Source organism: Methylotenera sp. G11 (assembly GCF_000799735.1).
Taxonomy (GTDB): domain Bacteria; phylum Pseudomonadota; class Gammaproteobacteria; order Burkholderiales; family Methylophilaceae; genus Methylotenera.
The window spans coordinates 2,093,995-2,110,949 of record NZ_JUHH01000001.1 but is presented as its reverse complement, the minus strand read 5'-3'; the positions used below and the strand labels follow the sequence as shown (position 1 = coordinate 2,110,949).

Annotated in this window: 14 protein-coding genes; 8 read left to right on the top strand and 6 right to left on the bottom strand. The window is 52.5% G+C overall.

The genetic code is table 11. From position 1 onward, the window contains the following. Positions 1 to 18 precede the first annotated feature (18 nt). The 3 genes from GQ51_RS09705 to GQ51_RS09695 are packed head-to-tail and all read left to right on the top strand — an operon-like array spanning position 19 to position 3,293. A complete protein-coding gene (locus tag GQ51_RS09705; RefSeq protein WP_047552366.1) occupies positions 19 to 252 on the top strand; it encodes a PP0621 family protein in 234 nt (77 codons plus the stop codon). After that, positions 249 to 1,895 (top strand): two-component system sensor histidine kinase NtrB, encoded by a 1,647-nt coding sequence (locus GQ51_RS09700; protein ID WP_052177798.1) that lies wholly within the window; start codon positions 249 to 251, stop codon positions 1,893 to 1,895. The genes GQ51_RS09705 and GQ51_RS09700 overlap by 4 nt, the downstream gene beginning before the upstream one ends. A gap of 15 nt (positions 1,896 to 1,910) precedes the next feature. Next, positions 1,911 to 3,293 (top strand): sigma-54-dependent transcriptional regulator, encoded by a 1,383-nt coding sequence (locus tag GQ51_RS09695; protein WP_047552364.1) that lies wholly within the window; start codon positions 1,911 to 1,913, stop codon positions 3,291 to 3,293. A 52-nt stretch (positions 3,294 to 3,345) separates the two neighbouring features. Here GQ51_RS09695 and GQ51_RS09690 read toward each other — a convergent pair whose 3' ends face one another. Further along, positions 3,346 to 4,347, bottom strand: a complete 1,002-nt coding sequence (locus GQ51_RS09690) for a sodium:calcium antiporter (protein ID WP_047552363.1) — start codon at positions 4,345 to 4,347, stop codon at positions 3,346 to 3,348. A 186-nt stretch (positions 4,348 to 4,533) separates the two neighbouring features. Here GQ51_RS09690 and ampD point away from each other — a divergent pair, with 186 nt between their 5' ends. The 3 genes from ampD to GQ51_RS09675 all read left to right on the top strand — a co-directional run bounded on the left by ampD (position 4,534) and on the right by GQ51_RS09675 (position 9,417). Beyond that, positions 4,534 to 5,097, top strand: a complete 564-nt coding sequence (gene ampD / locus GQ51_RS09685) for a 1,6-anhydro-N-acetylmuramyl-L-alanine amidase AmpD (RefSeq protein WP_047552361.1) — start codon at positions 4,534 to 4,536, stop codon at positions 5,095 to 5,097. 55 nt (positions 5,098 to 5,152) lie between these two features. Continuing rightward, positions 5,153 to 6,253, top strand: coding sequence for an efflux RND transporter periplasmic adaptor subunit (locus GQ51_RS09680; protein WP_047552359.1), 1,101 nt, complete (start codon positions 5,153 to 5,155; stop codon positions 6,251 to 6,253). A 77-nt stretch (positions 6,254 to 6,330) separates the two neighbouring features. After that, entirely contained in the window at positions 6,331 to 9,417 is a 3,087-nt protein-coding gene (locus GQ51_RS09675) for an efflux RND transporter permease subunit (protein WP_047552357.1), read from the top strand. 9 nt (positions 9,418 to 9,426) lie between these two features. Here the strand turns inward: GQ51_RS09675 and GQ51_RS09670 are convergent, their stop codons facing one another. From GQ51_RS09670 to purM, 5 genes are all read right to left on the bottom strand, one after another. Beyond that, complete coding sequence (locus GQ51_RS09670; protein ID WP_047554104.1) at positions 9,427 to 9,948, bottom strand: GNAT family N-acetyltransferase; 522 nt, start codon at positions 9,946 to 9,948, stop codon at positions 9,427 to 9,429. 2 nt (positions 9,949 to 9,950) lie between these two features. Then, complete coding sequence (locus tag GQ51_RS09665; protein WP_047552356.1) at positions 9,951 to 11,192, bottom strand: dicarboxylate/amino acid:cation symporter; 1,242 nt, start codon at positions 11,190 to 11,192, stop codon at positions 9,951 to 9,953. Between the two features lie 11 nt (positions 11,193 to 11,203). Continuing rightward, positions 11,204 to 12,730 carry a methyltransferase domain-containing protein gene (locus GQ51_RS09660; protein WP_047552354.1) on the bottom strand — a complete coding sequence of 509 codons (1,527 nt, stop codon included), beginning with the start codon at positions 12,728 to 12,730 and terminating at the stop codon, positions 11,204 to 11,206. Between the two features lie 195 nt (positions 12,731 to 12,925). Beyond that, complete coding sequence (locus GQ51_RS09655; protein WP_052177797.1) at positions 12,926 to 13,669, bottom strand: DUF3108 domain-containing protein; 744 nt, start codon at positions 13,667 to 13,669, stop codon at positions 12,926 to 12,928. Between the two features lie 86 nt (positions 13,670 to 13,755). Next, a complete protein-coding gene (gene purM, locus GQ51_RS09650; RefSeq protein WP_047552352.1) occupies positions 13,756 to 14,805 on the bottom strand; it encodes a phosphoribosylformylglycinamidine cyclo-ligase in 1,050 nt (349 codons plus the stop codon). 304 nt (positions 14,806 to 15,109) lie between these two features. Here purM and GQ51_RS09645 point away from each other — a divergent pair, with 304 nt between their 5' ends. Then, complete coding sequence (locus tag GQ51_RS09645; protein ID WP_047552349.1) at positions 15,110 to 16,192, top strand: AI-2E family transporter; 1,083 nt, start codon at positions 15,110 to 15,112, stop codon at positions 16,190 to 16,192. Between the two features lie 6 nt (positions 16,193 to 16,198). Beyond that, a complete protein-coding gene (locus GQ51_RS09640) occupies positions 16,199 to 16,822 on the top strand; it encodes an HdaA/DnaA family protein (protein WP_047552347.1) in 624 nt (207 codons plus the stop codon). Positions 16,823 to 16,955 lie beyond the last annotated feature (133 nt).

Below are 16,955 nucleotides of genomic sequence, written 5' to 3'. Positions count from 1 at the left end.
ATGAATTGAGCTGATGCTATGTGGAAACTGATTTTTTTAGGGCTAATAATATGGCTGGCCGTTTACATTGTAAAACGCGCGATTAACCCGGCCGCAAAGCACCTGGAACATACGGACAAGCCTGAAGGCAAAAAGGAACCCATAGAGAACATGGTGCAATGCACCACCTGCCATGTTCATTTGCCAAGGTCTGAAGCATTCCTGGTAAACGGAAAGTTCTACTGCTCTCAAGCGCATATTGAAGATCAATGAGTTTTTCCAACTTTTACTCCGGCACTAACTTCAATAAGAACTTTGCGCTGCAGAACGATTTATCCCTGCAGGCACGCGCCATACGCGTCATCAATATCTTCCGCTTTCTTTTAAGCCTCATTTTTGTGGTTTTTTATGTGTTTTCCGACAAGCTGAATTTATCGGATGGCAGCAGCAACCTCCCATTATTTTTCAGCCTGGCGTTGGCCTATACGCTCTTCAGCATCTCGCTGCTGGTCATCACGCCCTTAAAATCTTCGGCTGTCATCTTTTTTCACCCGGTACAGATCGTCATCGACATCCTGTTCATTGTCATGATGATGTACGCAGCCGGCGGCACACAGAGCGGCCTGGGACTGCTGCTGATCGTAACCATCGTAACAGCCAGCCTGGTCAGCAATGGTCGCCTGGCGTTATTTTACGCGGCGATTGCAACCATCAGCCTGCTGCTGGAGCAAAGCTACCGGATTGCGCAATGGCACCTGCCGGTTTCCACCTACACCCAGTCAGTCATGCTGAGCCTGAGCTGTTTTGCCACGGCCTGGCTGGCTTACAGCCTGGCAAAGCGGATACTGTTAAGCGAAGCGCTGGCGTCCTCACGCGGCGTCGACCTTGAAAACCTGGCACAGGTCAATGAGCTGATTACGCAGCAGATGCAGGATGGCGTGCTGGTGGTAGACGAGAACCTCAATATCCGCCACCATAACGCGCAGGCCAGGCTGCTGCTATCGCTGGGCAGCAGTACCGGCAATGATCTTGCGCTGATGGAGCATGCCCCTGCAATTGCCAATCTGCTGCTGTACTGGGCTGACGGAAACGATGAACATAAGAATCTGATCATCCCTGTCAATAACCGCGAGCTGAACCTCCGCATTGAGCCCATCAACCACGAGAACCGCAAACTCGGCGCCGTTATTTTCATTCAGGACTGGAGCAAGATCCAATCTGCTGCGCAACAAACAAAATTAGCCGCCCTCGGCAGGCTCACTGCCAGCATTGCACACGAAATCCGCAACCCTTTAAGTGCGATCAGCCATGCAAACCAGCTATTGCAGGAAGAGGAAAACCTCTCCGAAACCAATACGCGCATCCTGGAGATTATTGAAGACAATACCCAGCGTATCAACCAGATCATCAAAGACGTGCTGGAACTCAACCGCCGTGACCGCATCCAGCAGGAGAAGATCACGCTCAACCAGTTCATTGCAGATTTCCATACCCAGTTCTGTGCCATTGAGAAAATTCCGGCCAGCCACTTCACGCTTGAGCTCTGCCCGGCCCAATACACCATCACCTTTGACCGCCGGCACTTAGCGCAGATTCTATGGAATTTATGTAAGAATGCATGGGAACACGGCCGCAAGGAGATCGGCAGCCTGCATCTGAATTGTACGCGCGCGCTGCAATCCGCCCTTAGCGGCAACATGACAGGTCTGCACCTGGAAATCATTGATGACGGCCCAGGCATTGCCGAACATGAACGTAACAAGCTGTTTGAGCCGTTTTACACGACAAAAACGACAGGTAATGGCCTGGGCTTATACATTTCGCGAGAACTGGCTGAGGCGAATAATGCGCAGTTGTACTTCCACCCGCTGGATCGCGGCAGTGCATTCATACTCGAATTAAGAAATACCAATTAAAGGCCATATGCAAGCATGACCAAGAAACCAACCTGCCTCATCGTCGATGATGAAACCGATATCCGTGAACTGCTTGTCATGACACTGGAACGCATGGGGATTGAGACCTACAGCGCCGGCTGTGTGGAAGAAGCCAGGACGTTGCTCGCCGAACGTCCTTACGGACTATGCATTACCGACATGCAGATGCCGGATGGAACGGGACTGGACCTGCTGGATTACATCAATACATTCCATGCCGGCTTGCCGGTTGCAGTCATTACCGCTCACGGCAGCGCCGAGAATGCGGTATGCGCGCTCAAATCCGGCGCTTTCGATTATTTATCAAAACCAATCTCACTTAAGCAGTTGCGCCCGGTAGTGGAATCCGCGCTCAAGCTTACCGCCCAGACAGATAAGTCCCACCCCAACACGCTTGAAATGATCGGCGAATCCGAGCAGATCAGGCACGTACGCATGATGATAGAGAAACTTGCCCGCAGCCAGGCGCCGGTTTACATCAGCGGCGAGTCAGGAAGCGGCAAAGAGCTGGCCGCAAAATTGATCCATAAAAACAGCTCGCGGGCGGACGATGCGTTCATTGCAGTGAACTGCGGCGCCATTCCGGAAAACCTGATGGAGAGCGAGTTCTTCGGCTACAAGAAGGGCGCGTTCACCGGTGCCGTCCAGGATAAGGACGGCATGTTCCAGGCTGCGAATGGCGGCACTTTATTCCTGGACGAGGTCGCAGACCTGCCATTGCTGATGCAGGTCAAACTACTGCGTGCGATACAGGAAAAGAAAGTGCGCATGGTCGGCAGCACGACCGAGGAAAGCGTCGATGTGCGCATTATCAGCGCAACCCATAAGAATCTTGCCGAGATGATGGATAGCGGCCAGTTCCGTAAAGACCTTTATTACCGCCTCAATGTGATCCAGCTCAAAATGCCGTCGCTGCGCGACCGGCCTGCCGACATTCCGTTGATCGCCGACCTCATGCTGAATAAACTCTGCCTACACCAGCAGACGGCCGTACCGAGATTTGATGAAAACGCGCTGGCATACATCTCGAAGCTGCCGTTCCCCGGCAATGTGCGTGAACTGGAGAACATGCTGGAACGCGCGCTGGCGCTTTGCGATGGCAAAGTGATCACGATCCGGGACCTGATGATTGAAGATGACGCGGCTTCCAGGTTCATGAGCGGTGAATTCGACGAGTTAGCCGATGAACTGACGCTGACTGACTACCTTGAAAATGTAGAGAAAAAAGCCATTATCCAGGCACTTAACAAAACCAACCAGAATAAGACCGCTGCCGCCAAACTGCTGGGCGTGACTTTCCGCACCCTGCGTTACCGGCTTGCGAAACTGGGGCTGTCAAAAGAAACGGATGCCGACCTGGAACATGATAGTGAGTAATTAGAAATAAATTAAGGGCGCTTCAAAGCGCCCTTAACATTCAAACATTTGTTTAGCTTAACACCAGCAACAGATATGTAACATACAGCGCACCATTTACCAGCAAGTGCCAGACCCTGATACCGCCTTTAGCCGTAAGATACCTGAGCCAGATTGCAGCGATCAGTGTCATGACGATACCAAGCAGCACTTCCTGGCGCGGCTCCCATGGCGTGAGCATGATACCGATCGCCGGCAGCAGCGTACCCTGAAATACCATGGCACCCGTAATATTGCCGAAAGCCAGGGTATCCTTGCCCTTGCGTACCCATAAAATACTGTTCACTTTCTCGGGCAATTCAGTCGCGATCGGGATAATCAGCAAAGACAGCAGCAGAGCAGAAATACCCAATAGGTGTGATGCCTCCTCAACGCCATTGATGAAACCTTTAGCACCCGCCACCAGCAGGCCGAGACCCAGTAGAAGCTGAATCACGATCACCGGCATGTTATTCGGCAAACCGGCCTTGCATAAAAACATATCGCCGCCGGCTTCGGTGGCGTGCCCTTCTTCCACCAGGGCTTTTGACGCATTGATCGTCATCATCACATAAACGAAATAAATCATCACCATGCAGAAACCCAGCGCATAACGTACGGCAATCAGCTTATGCGGCACGAACATCGCAATGGCGGCAAAGCTGAATGCGATAATGAAAAAATTAAGGTCGCGCGTCAGGCCTGTACGCTCCGGCCTTAAATGTCCCTGCGTGCCGCGGCGCTTCCATACGGAAACCGCCATCAGCGAGATTGAAAGTGTTGCAAGCATCAAAGGCGCACCCAGAATGGCACCTACGCCAATCTCTTCGTTAGTGGCCGCATTTTGCGTACCTGCCAGCAATGCGAGTAGCGGTACGGACGTTTCCGGCAGCGCGGTGCCTACCGCGGCGAATAAAGATCCGGTCACACCTTCCGAGATTTTCAATTTCTCGCCCAGGTGCTCAAGCGCGTTGGTAAAGACTTCTGCTGCGATCAGGATCACAACCAGCATGACTGCTAATTCTAAGAACATCATCGGGGTTTTCCTTGCTTAATGACTGAGGTTAGATACATATTCAAATATGTGCGCATTTTAAACTGAAATCCATATAAAATCAGACCTCATCCAGCCTGCCGCATCAATTAATCAGCAGCGCATCAAGTCCTGCGTTGAAACAGAATCTTGCGTGATCATGATAAAAGCCTGTAAATTACAGTCTTTATGACAACTTACCCTATCAACCCGTCAGGATTTGCAGAGAATGCGCAGTTTATCGCATCTCCCAATTTTGACGAACGCGCCCCGCATACAGGCTGCGCGGACACAGCCCCTGCAGCCGGCATCAGTTTAATCGTGATCCACAACATCAGCCTGCCTCCCGGCCAGTATGGCGGCAATGGCATTGTTGAGCTGTTTACCAACCGGCTCGATCCTGACGCACATCCCTACTACGCCCAGATCCATACCTTCAAGGTATCTGCGCATTTCCTGATCCGGCGCGATGGAACAGTCATCCAGTTTGTATCATGCCTGAACCGTGCCTGGCATGCTGGCATATCAAACTGGCAGGGGCGTGAACGTTGTAATGATTTCTCTGTCGGAATTGAGCTTGAAGGCAGCGATTTTGAAGCCTTTGAGCCTATGCAATACCAAACCCTGAACAATTTAATTGCCGGAATCAGGAATGCCTACCCGATTCAGTCTATAGTAGGGCATTCTGATATTGCGCCTGGCCGCAAAACGGACCCAGGCCCATATTTTGACTGGCAGCAAGTGACCCGGTAAGCGCTGCTCGCCGGCAGTTTTAATAATACGAACCAGATAGTTAGCCGAATTATTTATGCAAACAAAAACACCATTGATTCTACTGGCCCTGATAATGGCCCTGATTGCCGGCTGCGGCAGCAAAGATAAAGCCGGTGATGCCAATGCCGGCGCAAAGAAAGGCCCGAAACCTACGCTGGTCACGGTAACGCAGGTAAAAGACACCGCCATAGAAATCACGGAATCTGCTGTAGGTTCGATTGAGGGGCTGATCGACCCTACTATTGCTGCAGAGGTTGCAGCGCGCGTGATCAAAGTGCATGTCAGCCCGGGACAGCGGGTAAAGAAAGGCGAGCTGGTTGCAACCCTGGATGCCACAGACTATGCCTTGCAGCGCAATGAAGCCCTGGCGGAGGTCGCACGTATCGAGGCCTTGCTGCAGAACCAGACCAAGATCGTGACGCGCAGCCAGGCGCTGGTCAATAAGAACTTCATTTCACAGAATGCGGTCGATACCGACCTCGCGCAGCAGAACGTGCTTAAAGAACAGCTGGCGGGAGCGCGCGCCCGTGTTGACACCATCAACCACAGCAGCAGTAAAACGAAGATTTATGCACCGACGGACGGTGTCGTCGAAAAGAAGATCGTTGACACCGGCGAGTTCGTAAAAGTGGGCGATCCGCTATTGCAGATCATTTCAAACAAACGCCTGCGTGCGCACATCCCGTTTCCTGAGCGCATCAGCAATCAGCTGAAGCCAGGCATGAAAGTACGTTTAAGCACACCCACCAGCACCAGAGTGGTGGAATCCGAAATCCGCGAATTGAAGGCCATGATTATAGAAAGCAACCGCTCCATCGACGTGATTGCCGACATCACCGACGAGTCTGACTGGCAGCCCGGCGCGAGCGTCACCGGTACGGTCGTGATCGGGGAACAGCCTTCTGCCTTGATGGTTCCGGAGCAGAGTGTCGTGCTGCGGCCGGCAGGGGAAGTGGTGTACCTGGTAAAAGACGGCAAAGCGCATCAAGCGATCGTGAAGACAGGGCAACACCAGAAAGGGCTGGTGGAGATTACGGAGGGATTGCACGCCAACGATACGATCGTGATGGATGGTGCCGGTTTTCTCACCGACCAGGCGCTGATTCAGGTGACAGACAACCACACCGCACGATGACTACTGCCTTAAAAATACAGGAATCGTCTGCTACCATATTGCCTGATTCTCAAACTGCCTGATACAAAGACCGCCGCATGACACTACCCGAACTCTCGATCAAACGCCATGTTCTTGCCTGGATGCTGTCAGGCGTCATCGTACTGTTCGGCATCATTTCATACCAGCGCATCGGCATTGACCGCATCCCTGCGATTGATTTTCCCATCATCGTAGTGAATACCACGCTGCGCGGCGCCAATCCGGATGTGGTGGACACCAGCATTACCAGTATCATCGAATCTGCCATCAACACCACGCCGGGGATCGAACACATTCAATCATCCTCATCACCCGGTGTTTCCACCATCACCATTACGTTTTCGCTGGATAAAGACATTGACGTAGCCTATAACGAGGTGCAGGCCAAGGTCAGCCAGGTATTGCGCCGGCTGCCGAACGATACCGACCCGCCTGTCATACAGAAAGTTGACACCAATGCCTCGGCGGTCATCTGGCTGGCGCTGAGCGGCGACCGTACATTGCAGCAACTGAACCTATATGCGAACAATGTGCTGAAGAAAAAATTCGAGACCATTAACGGCGTAGGTGAAGTGACGATCGGCGGCCGCCGCGACCGCGTCATCCGTGTCAATATCAAACCGGAACAGATGGCTGCCTATAAGGTCACGGCAGATGACCTGATTTCGGCGTTCAACCGCGAACACATACAGTTGCCGGGCGGCTTCCTGGTAAGCGCGCAATCAGAACAGCTGCTGAAGCTGGATATGGAGTTTCATAACGTCAGGCAGTTGGGTGAATTGATTGTTGCAACCAATGCGGGGGTCTCCATCCGCCTCAAGGACATCGCGACTATAGAGGATGGCATCACCGACAACCGCCAGATCGCCCGCTACAACGGCAAGCCTACCGTGGGCCTGGGCATGGTCAAGATCGCAAACGCCAACACGGTTGACATCATCCGCGAGGTCGAACGCCGCCTTGAACAGGACATCCGCCCCAACCTGCCTCCGGGCATGGATCTGGAAATATCCACCAACGATTCGATTTTCATTAACCAGCTCGTTGCATCGCTTAAAGAACACCTGGTAGAAGGCACGCTGCTGGCCGCCCTAATCGTTTTCATCTTCCTGCGCTCCATACGCTCCACGCTGATTGTCGCCACGGCAATACCGGTCTCGCTGCTGGCGGCGATTGCCGTCATGTATTTCTCAGGCTTCACTTTCAACTCCATGACCCTGCTGGCGCTACTGCTGCTGATAGGCGTGGTGGTCGATGACGCCATCGTAGTGCTTGAAAACATCTACCGCCATCGCGAACACATCGACCCCAACCCGATCAGTGCCGCCCTGAACGGTGCCCGGGAAGTGACTTTCTCCGTGACCGCCGCCTCACTCTCTCTGGTATGCATCTTTGCACCGGTCATTTTCATGGATGGCATGGTAGGTAAGTTCTTTAACTCGTTCGGGGTGGTCGTGACGTTCGGCGTACTTGCATCATTGTTTGTTTCACTGACGCTCACGCCCATGCTCTGCTCACGTTACCTTTCCGTATATCATCATGAAAACAGGATTTACGGTTTTATCGGTAACGTACTGGGATCGCTGGATAACGTCTATAAGAAGCTGCTGTTCGTTTCGCTGCGGCACCGCGGCCTGGTGCTGCTGATCACCGTGACATTCGTGCTGTTCAGCGGTTATTTTTCATTCAAGTACGTAGAAAAGGATTTTGTACCTGAATCCGATGAAAGCAGTTTCAGCATTACGGTCAAGACGCCGCTCGGCTCCAGCCTGGAGTACACCGATTCACGCATGAGAATGATCGAAGCCATCATTGCCGGCCACAAGAATGAAGTGGAGAGTTTTTACTCTACCATCGGCGCCGGCTCACGCGGACAAGTCAACCAAGGCAACGTCAACGTACGCCTGAAACCGAAAGAGCAACGCAACAAGAGCCAGCAGGCTTTAATCAAGGACCTGAAAAAAGAACTGGACACGATCCCCGGGGTGCGTGCGATCCCCACCGGAGCTTCGGTGGTGCGCGGCCAGCGCTCGGAAAAACTGCAATTCAACCTGACCGGCAGCAACCTGCAGGAAATCGGCCGAATTTCAAAACTGCTGCAGGACTCACTCAGCAGCAACCCGAACATGGGTAAAGTCGATCTGGATGTACAGCTGGACCTGCCGCAGCTCAACATGAAAATAGACCGGGAGCGTGCAGCAACCCTAGGCTTGAACGCTACCGACATTACGACCGCAGTCAGCCTTTATGCGGGCGGCATCAACGTAGCCAAATACAATGATGAGAACGGCGACGGCCAGCGTTATGACATTCGCCTGAAAGCGCATGAGTCGGACTTGAAAAATACCGAAGACCTGCGCAAGATATTCCTGCGCAGCAGCAATGGCCAACTGGTGCGCCTGGATGCGGTAGCCAGCTTCGTACCTGAGCTTGGCGCTGCCGTTATCGGGCGTTACGACCTGCAGTATGCGGCAAATTTTTATGCCAATCCGGGCATGCCGCTGGGTGACGCCGTTGACCTCGTAAAAACGACTGCCGCCAGAATCGTTCCTGCCGAATACAATATCAAAATGGTCGGGCAGGCAGAGGAATTCGGGAAAACCTTTAAAAATATCCAGTTCGTATTCTTGCTAGCCTTTATCCTGCTCTACATGGTATTGGCCAGTCAGTTCAATTCGTTCATACAGCCATTCATCATCATGCTCGCGCAGCCGCTGGCGATCATAGGTGGCCTCATTGCACTGCTGATCTCCGGCGATACGCTCAACATGTTCTCGATGATCGGGCTGGTGCTGCTGATCGGCCTGGTGGCCAAGAACTCGATCCTGCTGGTGGATCTGACCAATCAGCTGCGCGATAAGGGAACAGGTATTGATGATGCGCTCAAGGAAGCCTGCCCGATCAGGCTGCGCCCGGTGGTGATGACCTCACTGACGATCATCCTGGCACTATTGCCGGCCGCCCTCGGCCTTGGTGCCGGTTCCGAGACCAACAAGCCGCTGTCGGTCGCCATCATCGGCGGTATGGTTTCATCCACCTTGCTGACACTGGTCGTGGTGCCGGCCGCTTACTCCCTGGTGATGCACGGCCTGGAAAAATGGGAAGCCAAAAGGGTAAGCCTGGCTAAAAGATTTCACCCCTGATCCTGATAATCAGAGCGGTTTTTCAAGCAGCTCCAGTTGCAGGCCGGTCATTTTAGGCTGCCACATATCGGGATTAACGGGGAATGTTTTAACCATACCGGTGCGCCGGTAGCCGCGCCGCTCATAAAAAGCAATCAGCTCATGGCGCAGCGTGATGACATGCATGCAGCACTTTTTCACCGACCAGTGCTGCACAGCATAGCTTTCAGCATAAGTGAGCAGTTGCTTACCTACACCCAGGCCCTGCATGGCAGGGTTCACCACAAACAAGCCGACATGTGCCGCATCAGCCTCTTTCTCAAGACAGACTGAAGCAATCAGGTCATTGCCGTTCATGCATAGCAGGATCACACAGTGTTCAGATTCGATGAGATGCTGCACTTCTGCGGCCGTAGTACGCAAGCCATCAAGCAGGTCAGCTTCAGTGGTCCAGCCTTGCCGGCTGGTATCGCCGCGATACGCACTATTCGCCAGTGCGGCAATGCTGGCTGAATCCGCTGCCAGGGCAGGCCGGAAAAATAGTGAAGGCATCATCAGGCTTCAGGCGCGGCGGCGAGTTTCTGCACTACAAGGCTGCCCACCATATCGCCTTGTACGTTCACGGTAGTGCGCAGGGTATCCAGCAGCCGGTCTATTGGCAGAAGGATGGCAATCGCTTCGGCAGGCAATCCCACCGACTGCAGCACCATGACCATGGTCACCATGCCGGCACTGGGGATGCCGGGAGCGCCCATTGCGGCGATCATTGCTGTAAAGAACACGATCAGCTGCTGGGCGAAACTCAGCTCAACGCCAACCAGGTTGGCAATAAACAATGCGGCAGCGGCCTCATACAGGGCTGTACCATCCATGTTAACCGTAGCTCCCAGGGGCACGACAAACCCTGCGATCTCTGGCCTGACTTTCAGGTTCCGGGTGGTGCAGCGCATGGTAATGGGTAGCGTCGCATTGCTGGAACTGGTGGCAAATGCAGTAATCAAAGCTTCTCGTGCGCCTCGCCAGAATGCCAGTGGTGTTGTGCCTGTGATCAGATACAACAGCAAAGGCAGGATCACGACACCGTGCAGCAATGTAATACCGGTTACCACGCCCATAAATTTAGCCAGCGTGCCTATCATTGCGGTGTCCTGTGTCGCGACCAATTTAATCAGCAAAGCCATGATGCCGAACGGCGCCAGCACCATCACCCAGCCAACGATACGCATCGTGATCTCCTGGGCTTCCTGCAATAAAACCAGTATATTCCGATAGCGCTCCCCGCCCATGACTAACGCAATACCGAGAAACAGGGCAAATATTACGACAGCCAGCACATTGCCCTCGCTCAGGGCTTTGAATGGATTTACAAACAAGCCATGCAGAAACTGGGTCGCGAATTCGGACGGACTGATCTGCGCGGCAGAGAAATTCCGCATCGCGTCACTGAACATTGCGATCTCAACACCGGCACCGGGTTTGAAATAAAGGCTGGCAGCCATACCCAAGGTGATGGCAATTGCCATCGTGAACATGAAAAACACCAGGGTGGCCACCCAGACACGGTGCATCTGCCGGTGCTGACGCAGGTTGGCGATACCCACAGTGATAGAGCAGAACACCAGCGGGATCAGGATCATTTTAAGCAGATCAATGAACAGCGTGCCAACCAGGCCGGACGCATACAGCCCGGTCTGCACAAACGGATGCGCAGTGCCCAGACTATGAAAATACACACCGGCAGCAACGCCGAAGATTGCGCCGAGTAGAATCTGTGTATTCAGGCCAGGCAGCTTCATAAGCTATTTAATTACTCTGCCGCTTTAGGTTTAGCAGCTTTAACTTTGGCGACTTTTGGTTTCTCAGCTTTAGGCTTTACGGCCTTTGCTTTTTCAACTGTTGGTTTGTCAGTTTTCGGTTTGGCTGTTTTAGGCTTCGCCGCTTTTGGCTCAGCTTCGTCAGCCTCAGCCATCACGGCAGGTTCGACTGCTGCACCCTCAACCTGTGCAGGTACTGCACTCGCTTCAGTATCAGCTTGATCTGTGCCGGCTTCATGTACGGCCTGTGTTTTTTCGAACACCGCGGCAAAGAAGCCATCGGTATTGTGCAGATGCGGCAGCAGTTTCAGGTAATTGCCGGTATCCAGCTCAATATGCTGCTGTGCCAGAATCTCTGCGGCATTCAACAATTTGAAATCCGGATGTGTCGCCAGAAACTGTTCTGCGATTTTCTCGTTCTCGTCATTGAGCAGGCTGCAGGTTGCATAAATGAGGCGACCTCCGGTTTTAGTGAGCTTGGCGGCACGCGCCAGAATATTGGTTTGCTTCACATTCAGCTCGGCAACATCTTCCGGCATCTGGCGCCATTTCAAATCAGGGTTACGGCGCAAGGTACCTAAACCGCTGCATGGCGCATCGACCAGCACGCGATCAAACTTGCCATTCAGGCGTTTCAATTTAGGGTCGGTCTCGCTGCTGATCACTTGTGCATGCATATTACTCAAGCCGGAGCGCTTGAGGCGCTGGCCAAGGTTATGCAGGCGCTTCTCGGACACGTCAAACGCGTACAGACGGCCGGTGTTGCGCATCAGTGCGCCGATTGCCAGGCTCTTGCCACCGGCACCCGCGCAGAAGTCCGCAACCATCATGCCGCGTTTAGGTGCCACCAGGTATGACAGCAGCTGGCTGCCCTCGTCCTGCACTTCGATTTTGCCTTCCGTAAACAATACATGGCGGCCGATATTCATGCGGTTAGGCATGCGGATACCGATAGGGGAATAAGGTGTCCTGCTGATATTCGTCTCGCCGGAAGTGTTTTCAGAGATGAATTTTGCCAGCACCTCATCACGGTTGCCTTTGATCGTATTCACACGCAGATCCAGCGTAGCCTGCTCATGCATGCTGCGGCCAATCGCAAGCGCATCCTTTTCGCCATATTGGGCAACGAGTTTGTCCCACAGCCAGTCACGCACATCGGCCTGCACCGCTAACGGCAGATTCTCGGTAGACTTTGCCTTGATCATGTGCGCCCACTCTTTCTGCTGTTCGTTGAGCATGGGTTCCAGTTCACGGATACTCATGCCCTGCACGCGCAGCAGATAAGCCAGGATCAGCTTGCGCGCATCATCCGGATCATCTTCTTCATTGGCCGTCACCGTACTCAGAAAACGCAGGCGGCGCAGAACGCCGTACACGCTCTCCGCAACAAATGCACGCTCTTTGGTACCTAGCTCCCTGTTGTTGCGAAAGAATTCGCTTAATTTAGCGTCCGCAGGGCTGCTGAATGTCAGCAGATTAGATAAAACCACAGCAGCTTGGCGGATCAGATTAGGCGTCATATTTGATTTTCTTTACGTAAAATTTCTTTAATTTTTTAATTACAGCTGTTACAAAACAGAACATTCCGAGGCTTTTGCACGAAACAAAAAATACATCAACTTTCAGCAGAGTTTTCTAAAACCGTCATTCCCGCGGAGGCGGGAATGACGCAGTCGATGGATTTTAGTTGAAAATTGACCGTGCAGAACTCTCATCTACTCCATACGCAACTCGGTCAGTGTCTGTTCCAGCTTCTGCCCGTTATCATCCACCATCAGGATTTTTACAGGTACATAGTGATAATCGGCAGCGAGCCACAGTTCCTTGGTCTCTTGTGTATCCTGTACCGGTGGCGCCAGGTGCTGGGTTTTATATTGCACGCCCGCGCTGGTAATCACTTCAGTTTCAGGATTGATATGGTATTGATACTGGTTAAGTTTCTTGCCGGTGGTCAGCGTTACCGTGATGTCACCTTTTAACGGCTTGGCCAGAAACATGAACTGGTAAGCGAAGCTTGCCAGGTCCTGGGTGCCTGCTGTGAGCGGCGCTTCTTTCAGCTTGCCTTTAACCGTCAGGCGCAGATTCTGTTTAGTCCAGTCGAAATCTGCCAGCACGGCTTTCTTGGGGTTATCGCCCTGGCGCAGCTCGAAATGAACAGGTTTCAGCCCTTGCGCCGTCATTTCGCCGCTGCTGGTCAATACACGCTCACCAAACAACGCATAAACACCGATCCCTTTGGTAACACTCTCGACCTTATAGCCAGTGCCGCTGACAATGAACTGCTCGTGAACCTTGGCAAACGGCTGGCCATTTTTTGTCACTTCGTACACAGCCTGAATGCGTTTAGGCATGGCGGCATTTGATAATGCCGCCTGTTCTGCCATCACGGATGTTGCCGACAACAGAACTGCCAGGTTTAGTAGTTTAAACAATGTAAATATTTTGATGTGATTAAACACAAGATTTCCTTTAATTTAAGAAACACATCAATCTAACGCGCCAGCAGAGGTTTCGTTACGTGGCGTTTCATTACAAGGCTAATCGGTTAAACGACAATCGTCGGTGCTTCACCTGCATTCTGGGCACGGATATGGCCGATTTCGAACACGGTCTCACCGGAGGCTTCCAGCAATTGCTTCGCCTGCGCCACATGCTCTTTTGCCACAATCACTGCCATGCCGATGCCGCAGTTGAATGTTTTATAAAGTTCGCTCGGCACAATGTTGCCCTGCGCCTGCAACCATTGGAACAATGGCGGCAGCTGCCAGCCATCGGCCCTGATTTCAGCAGTCAAACCTGCCGGCAGCACACGCGGGATATTCTCGGTAATGCCGCCGCCGGTAATGTGCGCCATGCCTTTTACCGGCAAGGCTTCAATCAGTTTCAGCAATGATTTCACGTAGATACGTGTAGGTTCCATCACCACATCCTTGAATTTCCTGCCGTGGAAATCCGATTCAAAATCAATGCCTGATTTTTCGATCAGCTTGCGGATCAGTGAGTAACCGTTGGAATGTGCGCCGCTCGAAGCCAGGCCCAGCACGACATCACCGGCAGCAATCGTCGTGCCGTCAATCAGTTTGGATTTATCTGCACAGCCCACCGCAAAACCTGCCAGGTCATATTCACCGGCCGGGTACATACCCGGCATTTCAGCAGTTTCGCCGCCTACCAAGGCACAGCCAGACTGCTCACAGCCTTGGGCGATGCCTTTAATCACTTGCGCGGCTACGCCGACTTCCAGCTTGCCGCAGGCAAAGTAATCCAGAAAGAACAGTGGCTCGGCACCCTGCACCAGAATATCGTTCACGCTCATCGCTACCAGGTCGATACCTACGGTGTCATGCTTATTCAATTCAAAAGCGAGTTTGAGCTTAGTGCCCACGCCATCAGTACCGGAAACCAGAATCGGCTCTTTGAATTTTTGCGGTACCGCAAACAAAGAACCAAAACCGCCGATGCCGCCAAGCACTTCCGGACGCATCGTGCGTTTGGCAAAAGGTTTAATTTGCTCAACTAAGGCATCGCCCGCTTCAATATCTACCCCTGCATCGCGGTAGCTGATAGAAGTTTTATCTGAATTATTGGCGCTCAAGTCCGTTCTCGCTTTCTACTAAAAGTATGTTCTGTCGTGATCATTCTGGATATTGCATGAGGGCGCGTGATGATAATAAAGTCGTTTACGTGGCAGTTTAGTTGATTTTTTAATATGCACAGGATTGCTATGCATATTAAAAAATCGGCTAAAATGACCGCAAAATAGCCATCAGCATCTGCGCTGGATTTAAATCCGGCCAATGCAATATTCAGAATGTCGCTATTTTAACTGAAATGCCTGATTAACCGAAATTTCGGGCATATCTAAATACTATAAAAAAACAAAATGGTGAACTTAGCTGATGAATAACCGTACGCATTACCTTTGGTGGATTACCGGGTTGGTCGTCTGCGGCCTGATTTACCTGCTGAGTCCGATACTTACACCATTCCTGATAGCGGCCATCCTGGCCTACATCACCAACCCGCTGGTGAACAGGATTGATGCCCTGAACTTCTCTTTTTTCAATCAAAGATTCAGCTACAGCCCAAGCCGCACCATCGCAGCACTGATCGTGATGCTGCTTTTATCCGCACTGCTGGTCATGATGCTGCTGATTGTTGTGCCGTTGATGCAAAAAGAATTCCTGCTGATCTCGCAAAAACTGCCGGTCTATTTCAACACGGCAAAAAATTTCCTGGAACCATGGCTGCTGGAGCACTTTGGCGTTGCACTTAACATTGATTACGCACAGATCCAGCAAGTCGTGACCGAAAACTGGCAAACCGCCGGCAGCTTTGCCAAACAGGTCGCGCTGGGCATCGGCAGCCATGGGCTCGCAATCATAGGCTGGCTGGCTAACCTGATCCTGATTCCCCTGGTTCTGTTCTACCTGCTGGTGGACTGGAACGTGATCATTGCCAAAATCAATCATTTACTGCCCAGGAAGATGCTGGCAAAAACCGTGGAAATCGCCGGCGATATCGACGCAGTGCTGGCTGAATTCCTGCGCGGTCAACTTGCGGTCATGCTGCTTATGAGCGTGTTTTATGCCACAGGCTTATGGCTGTCCGGACTGGAGCTTGCCTTGCCGATCGGGGTGCTTCCCGGCCTGCTGGGCTTTGTACCGTACCTGGGCATTGGCCTAGGCCTTGGGCTGGCTACGCTTTCCGGCCTGCTGCAATTCGGCAGCCTGCATGACCTGGTGCCGATCCTGATCGTGTTTGGCCTCGGCCAGATAGTCGAGAGCATGCTGCTGACCCCTTACCTGGTCGGCGACCGCATTGGGCTGCACCCGCTAGTCGTGATTTTTGCCCTGATGGCTGGCGGCCAACTGTTCGGCTTTAGCGGCGTCCTGCTGGCGCTGCCTGTTTCCGCGGCCATTGCCGTTGGCTTCCGGCACGCAAGACAGCATTACCTTTCCAGCAATCTTTACAATGGTTAATTTGGTTTGAGACAGTTACTTTTAGACATTCAGCCGCTGGCGCCCGCCACGCTTGATAACTTTATTGCCGGCAGCAACCAGGAAGCTTTGCACAGCTTGAAAATGCTGTTATCCGGCATAGCCGACGTTAACTTCATCTACCTGTGGGGTGTTGATGGCAGCGGAAAAAGCCATCTACTGCAAGCCTGCGAACGCTTAGCAGCCGAACACGACCTGCCGCTGCACGTTGCCGATAATGTACATACGCTGGATGAAGAAGCGCAAATTGACTTGTTCAACCGGTTTAACCAGCTACGCGCATCTGGCGGCATGCTGGTGACCAGCGGCAATGCAGCGCCAACACAAATGGGGCTGCGCGATGACCTGGCCACCCGCCTGGCCTGGGGCCTGGTCTACCAGCTGCACCCGCTCTCGGATGAAGAAAAAGCGAAAGCACTCAAAACGCACGCCAAAGAACGCGGCATGAAATTGCCGGATGAAGTGGTTGATTATTGCCTGCGTTATTTACGCCGCGACCTGCCGACGCTGATGGCGGTATTGAACGCATTGGACAAATGGTCACTGACCGAGAAAAAACCGGTGACCGTACCCTTGCTTAAAAAGTTATTACAATTAAATTCAGGACTTTGAAACTGATGACTTAGATTTACTGATGCACCGCCACTCACCAGCGTCGCCTGGAAATGCGTTTATTGTGGATGAGATTGTACCCGTACACCCGTTAAGGACATCTCCGCAAAACCGACCTGCGAAGACAGAAAAT

Coding starts and splice junctions, on each gene's coding strand:
- GQ51_RS09705 (WP_047552366.1), top strand. CDS start 19: ATGTGGAAACTGATTTTTTTAGGGCTAATAATATGGCTGGCCGTTTAC.
- GQ51_RS09700 (WP_052177798.1), top strand. CDS start 249: ATGAGTTTTTCCAACTTTTACTCCGGCACTAACTTCAATAAGAACTTT.
- GQ51_RS09695 (WP_047552364.1), top strand. CDS start 1,911: ATGACCAAGAAACCAACCTGCCTCATCGTCGATGATGAAACCGATATC.
- GQ51_RS09690 (WP_047552363.1), bottom strand. CDS start 4,347: ATGATGTTCTTAGAATTAGCAGTCATGCTGGTTGTGATCCTGATCGCA.
- ampD (WP_047552361.1), top strand. CDS start 4,534: ATGACAACTTACCCTATCAACCCGTCAGGATTTGCAGAGAATGCGCAG.
- GQ51_RS09680 (WP_047552359.1), top strand. CDS start 5,153: ATGCAAACAAAAACACCATTGATTCTACTGGCCCTGATAATGGCCCTG.
- GQ51_RS09675 (WP_047552357.1), top strand. CDS start 6,331: ATGACACTACCCGAACTCTCGATCAAACGCCATGTTCTTGCCTGGATG.
- GQ51_RS09670 (WP_047554104.1), bottom strand. CDS start 9,948: ATGCCTTCACTATTTTTCCGGCCTGCCCTGGCAGCGGATTCAGCCAGC.
- GQ51_RS09665 (WP_047552356.1), bottom strand. CDS start 11,192: ATGAAGCTGCCTGGCCTGAATACACAGATTCTACTCGGCGCAATCTTC.
- GQ51_RS09660 (WP_047552354.1), bottom strand. CDS start 12,730: ATGACGCCTAATCTGATCCGCCAAGCTGCTGTGGTTTTATCTAATCTG.
- GQ51_RS09645 (WP_047552349.1), top strand. CDS start 15,110: ATGAATAACCGTACGCATTACCTTTGGTGGATTACCGGGTTGGTCGTC.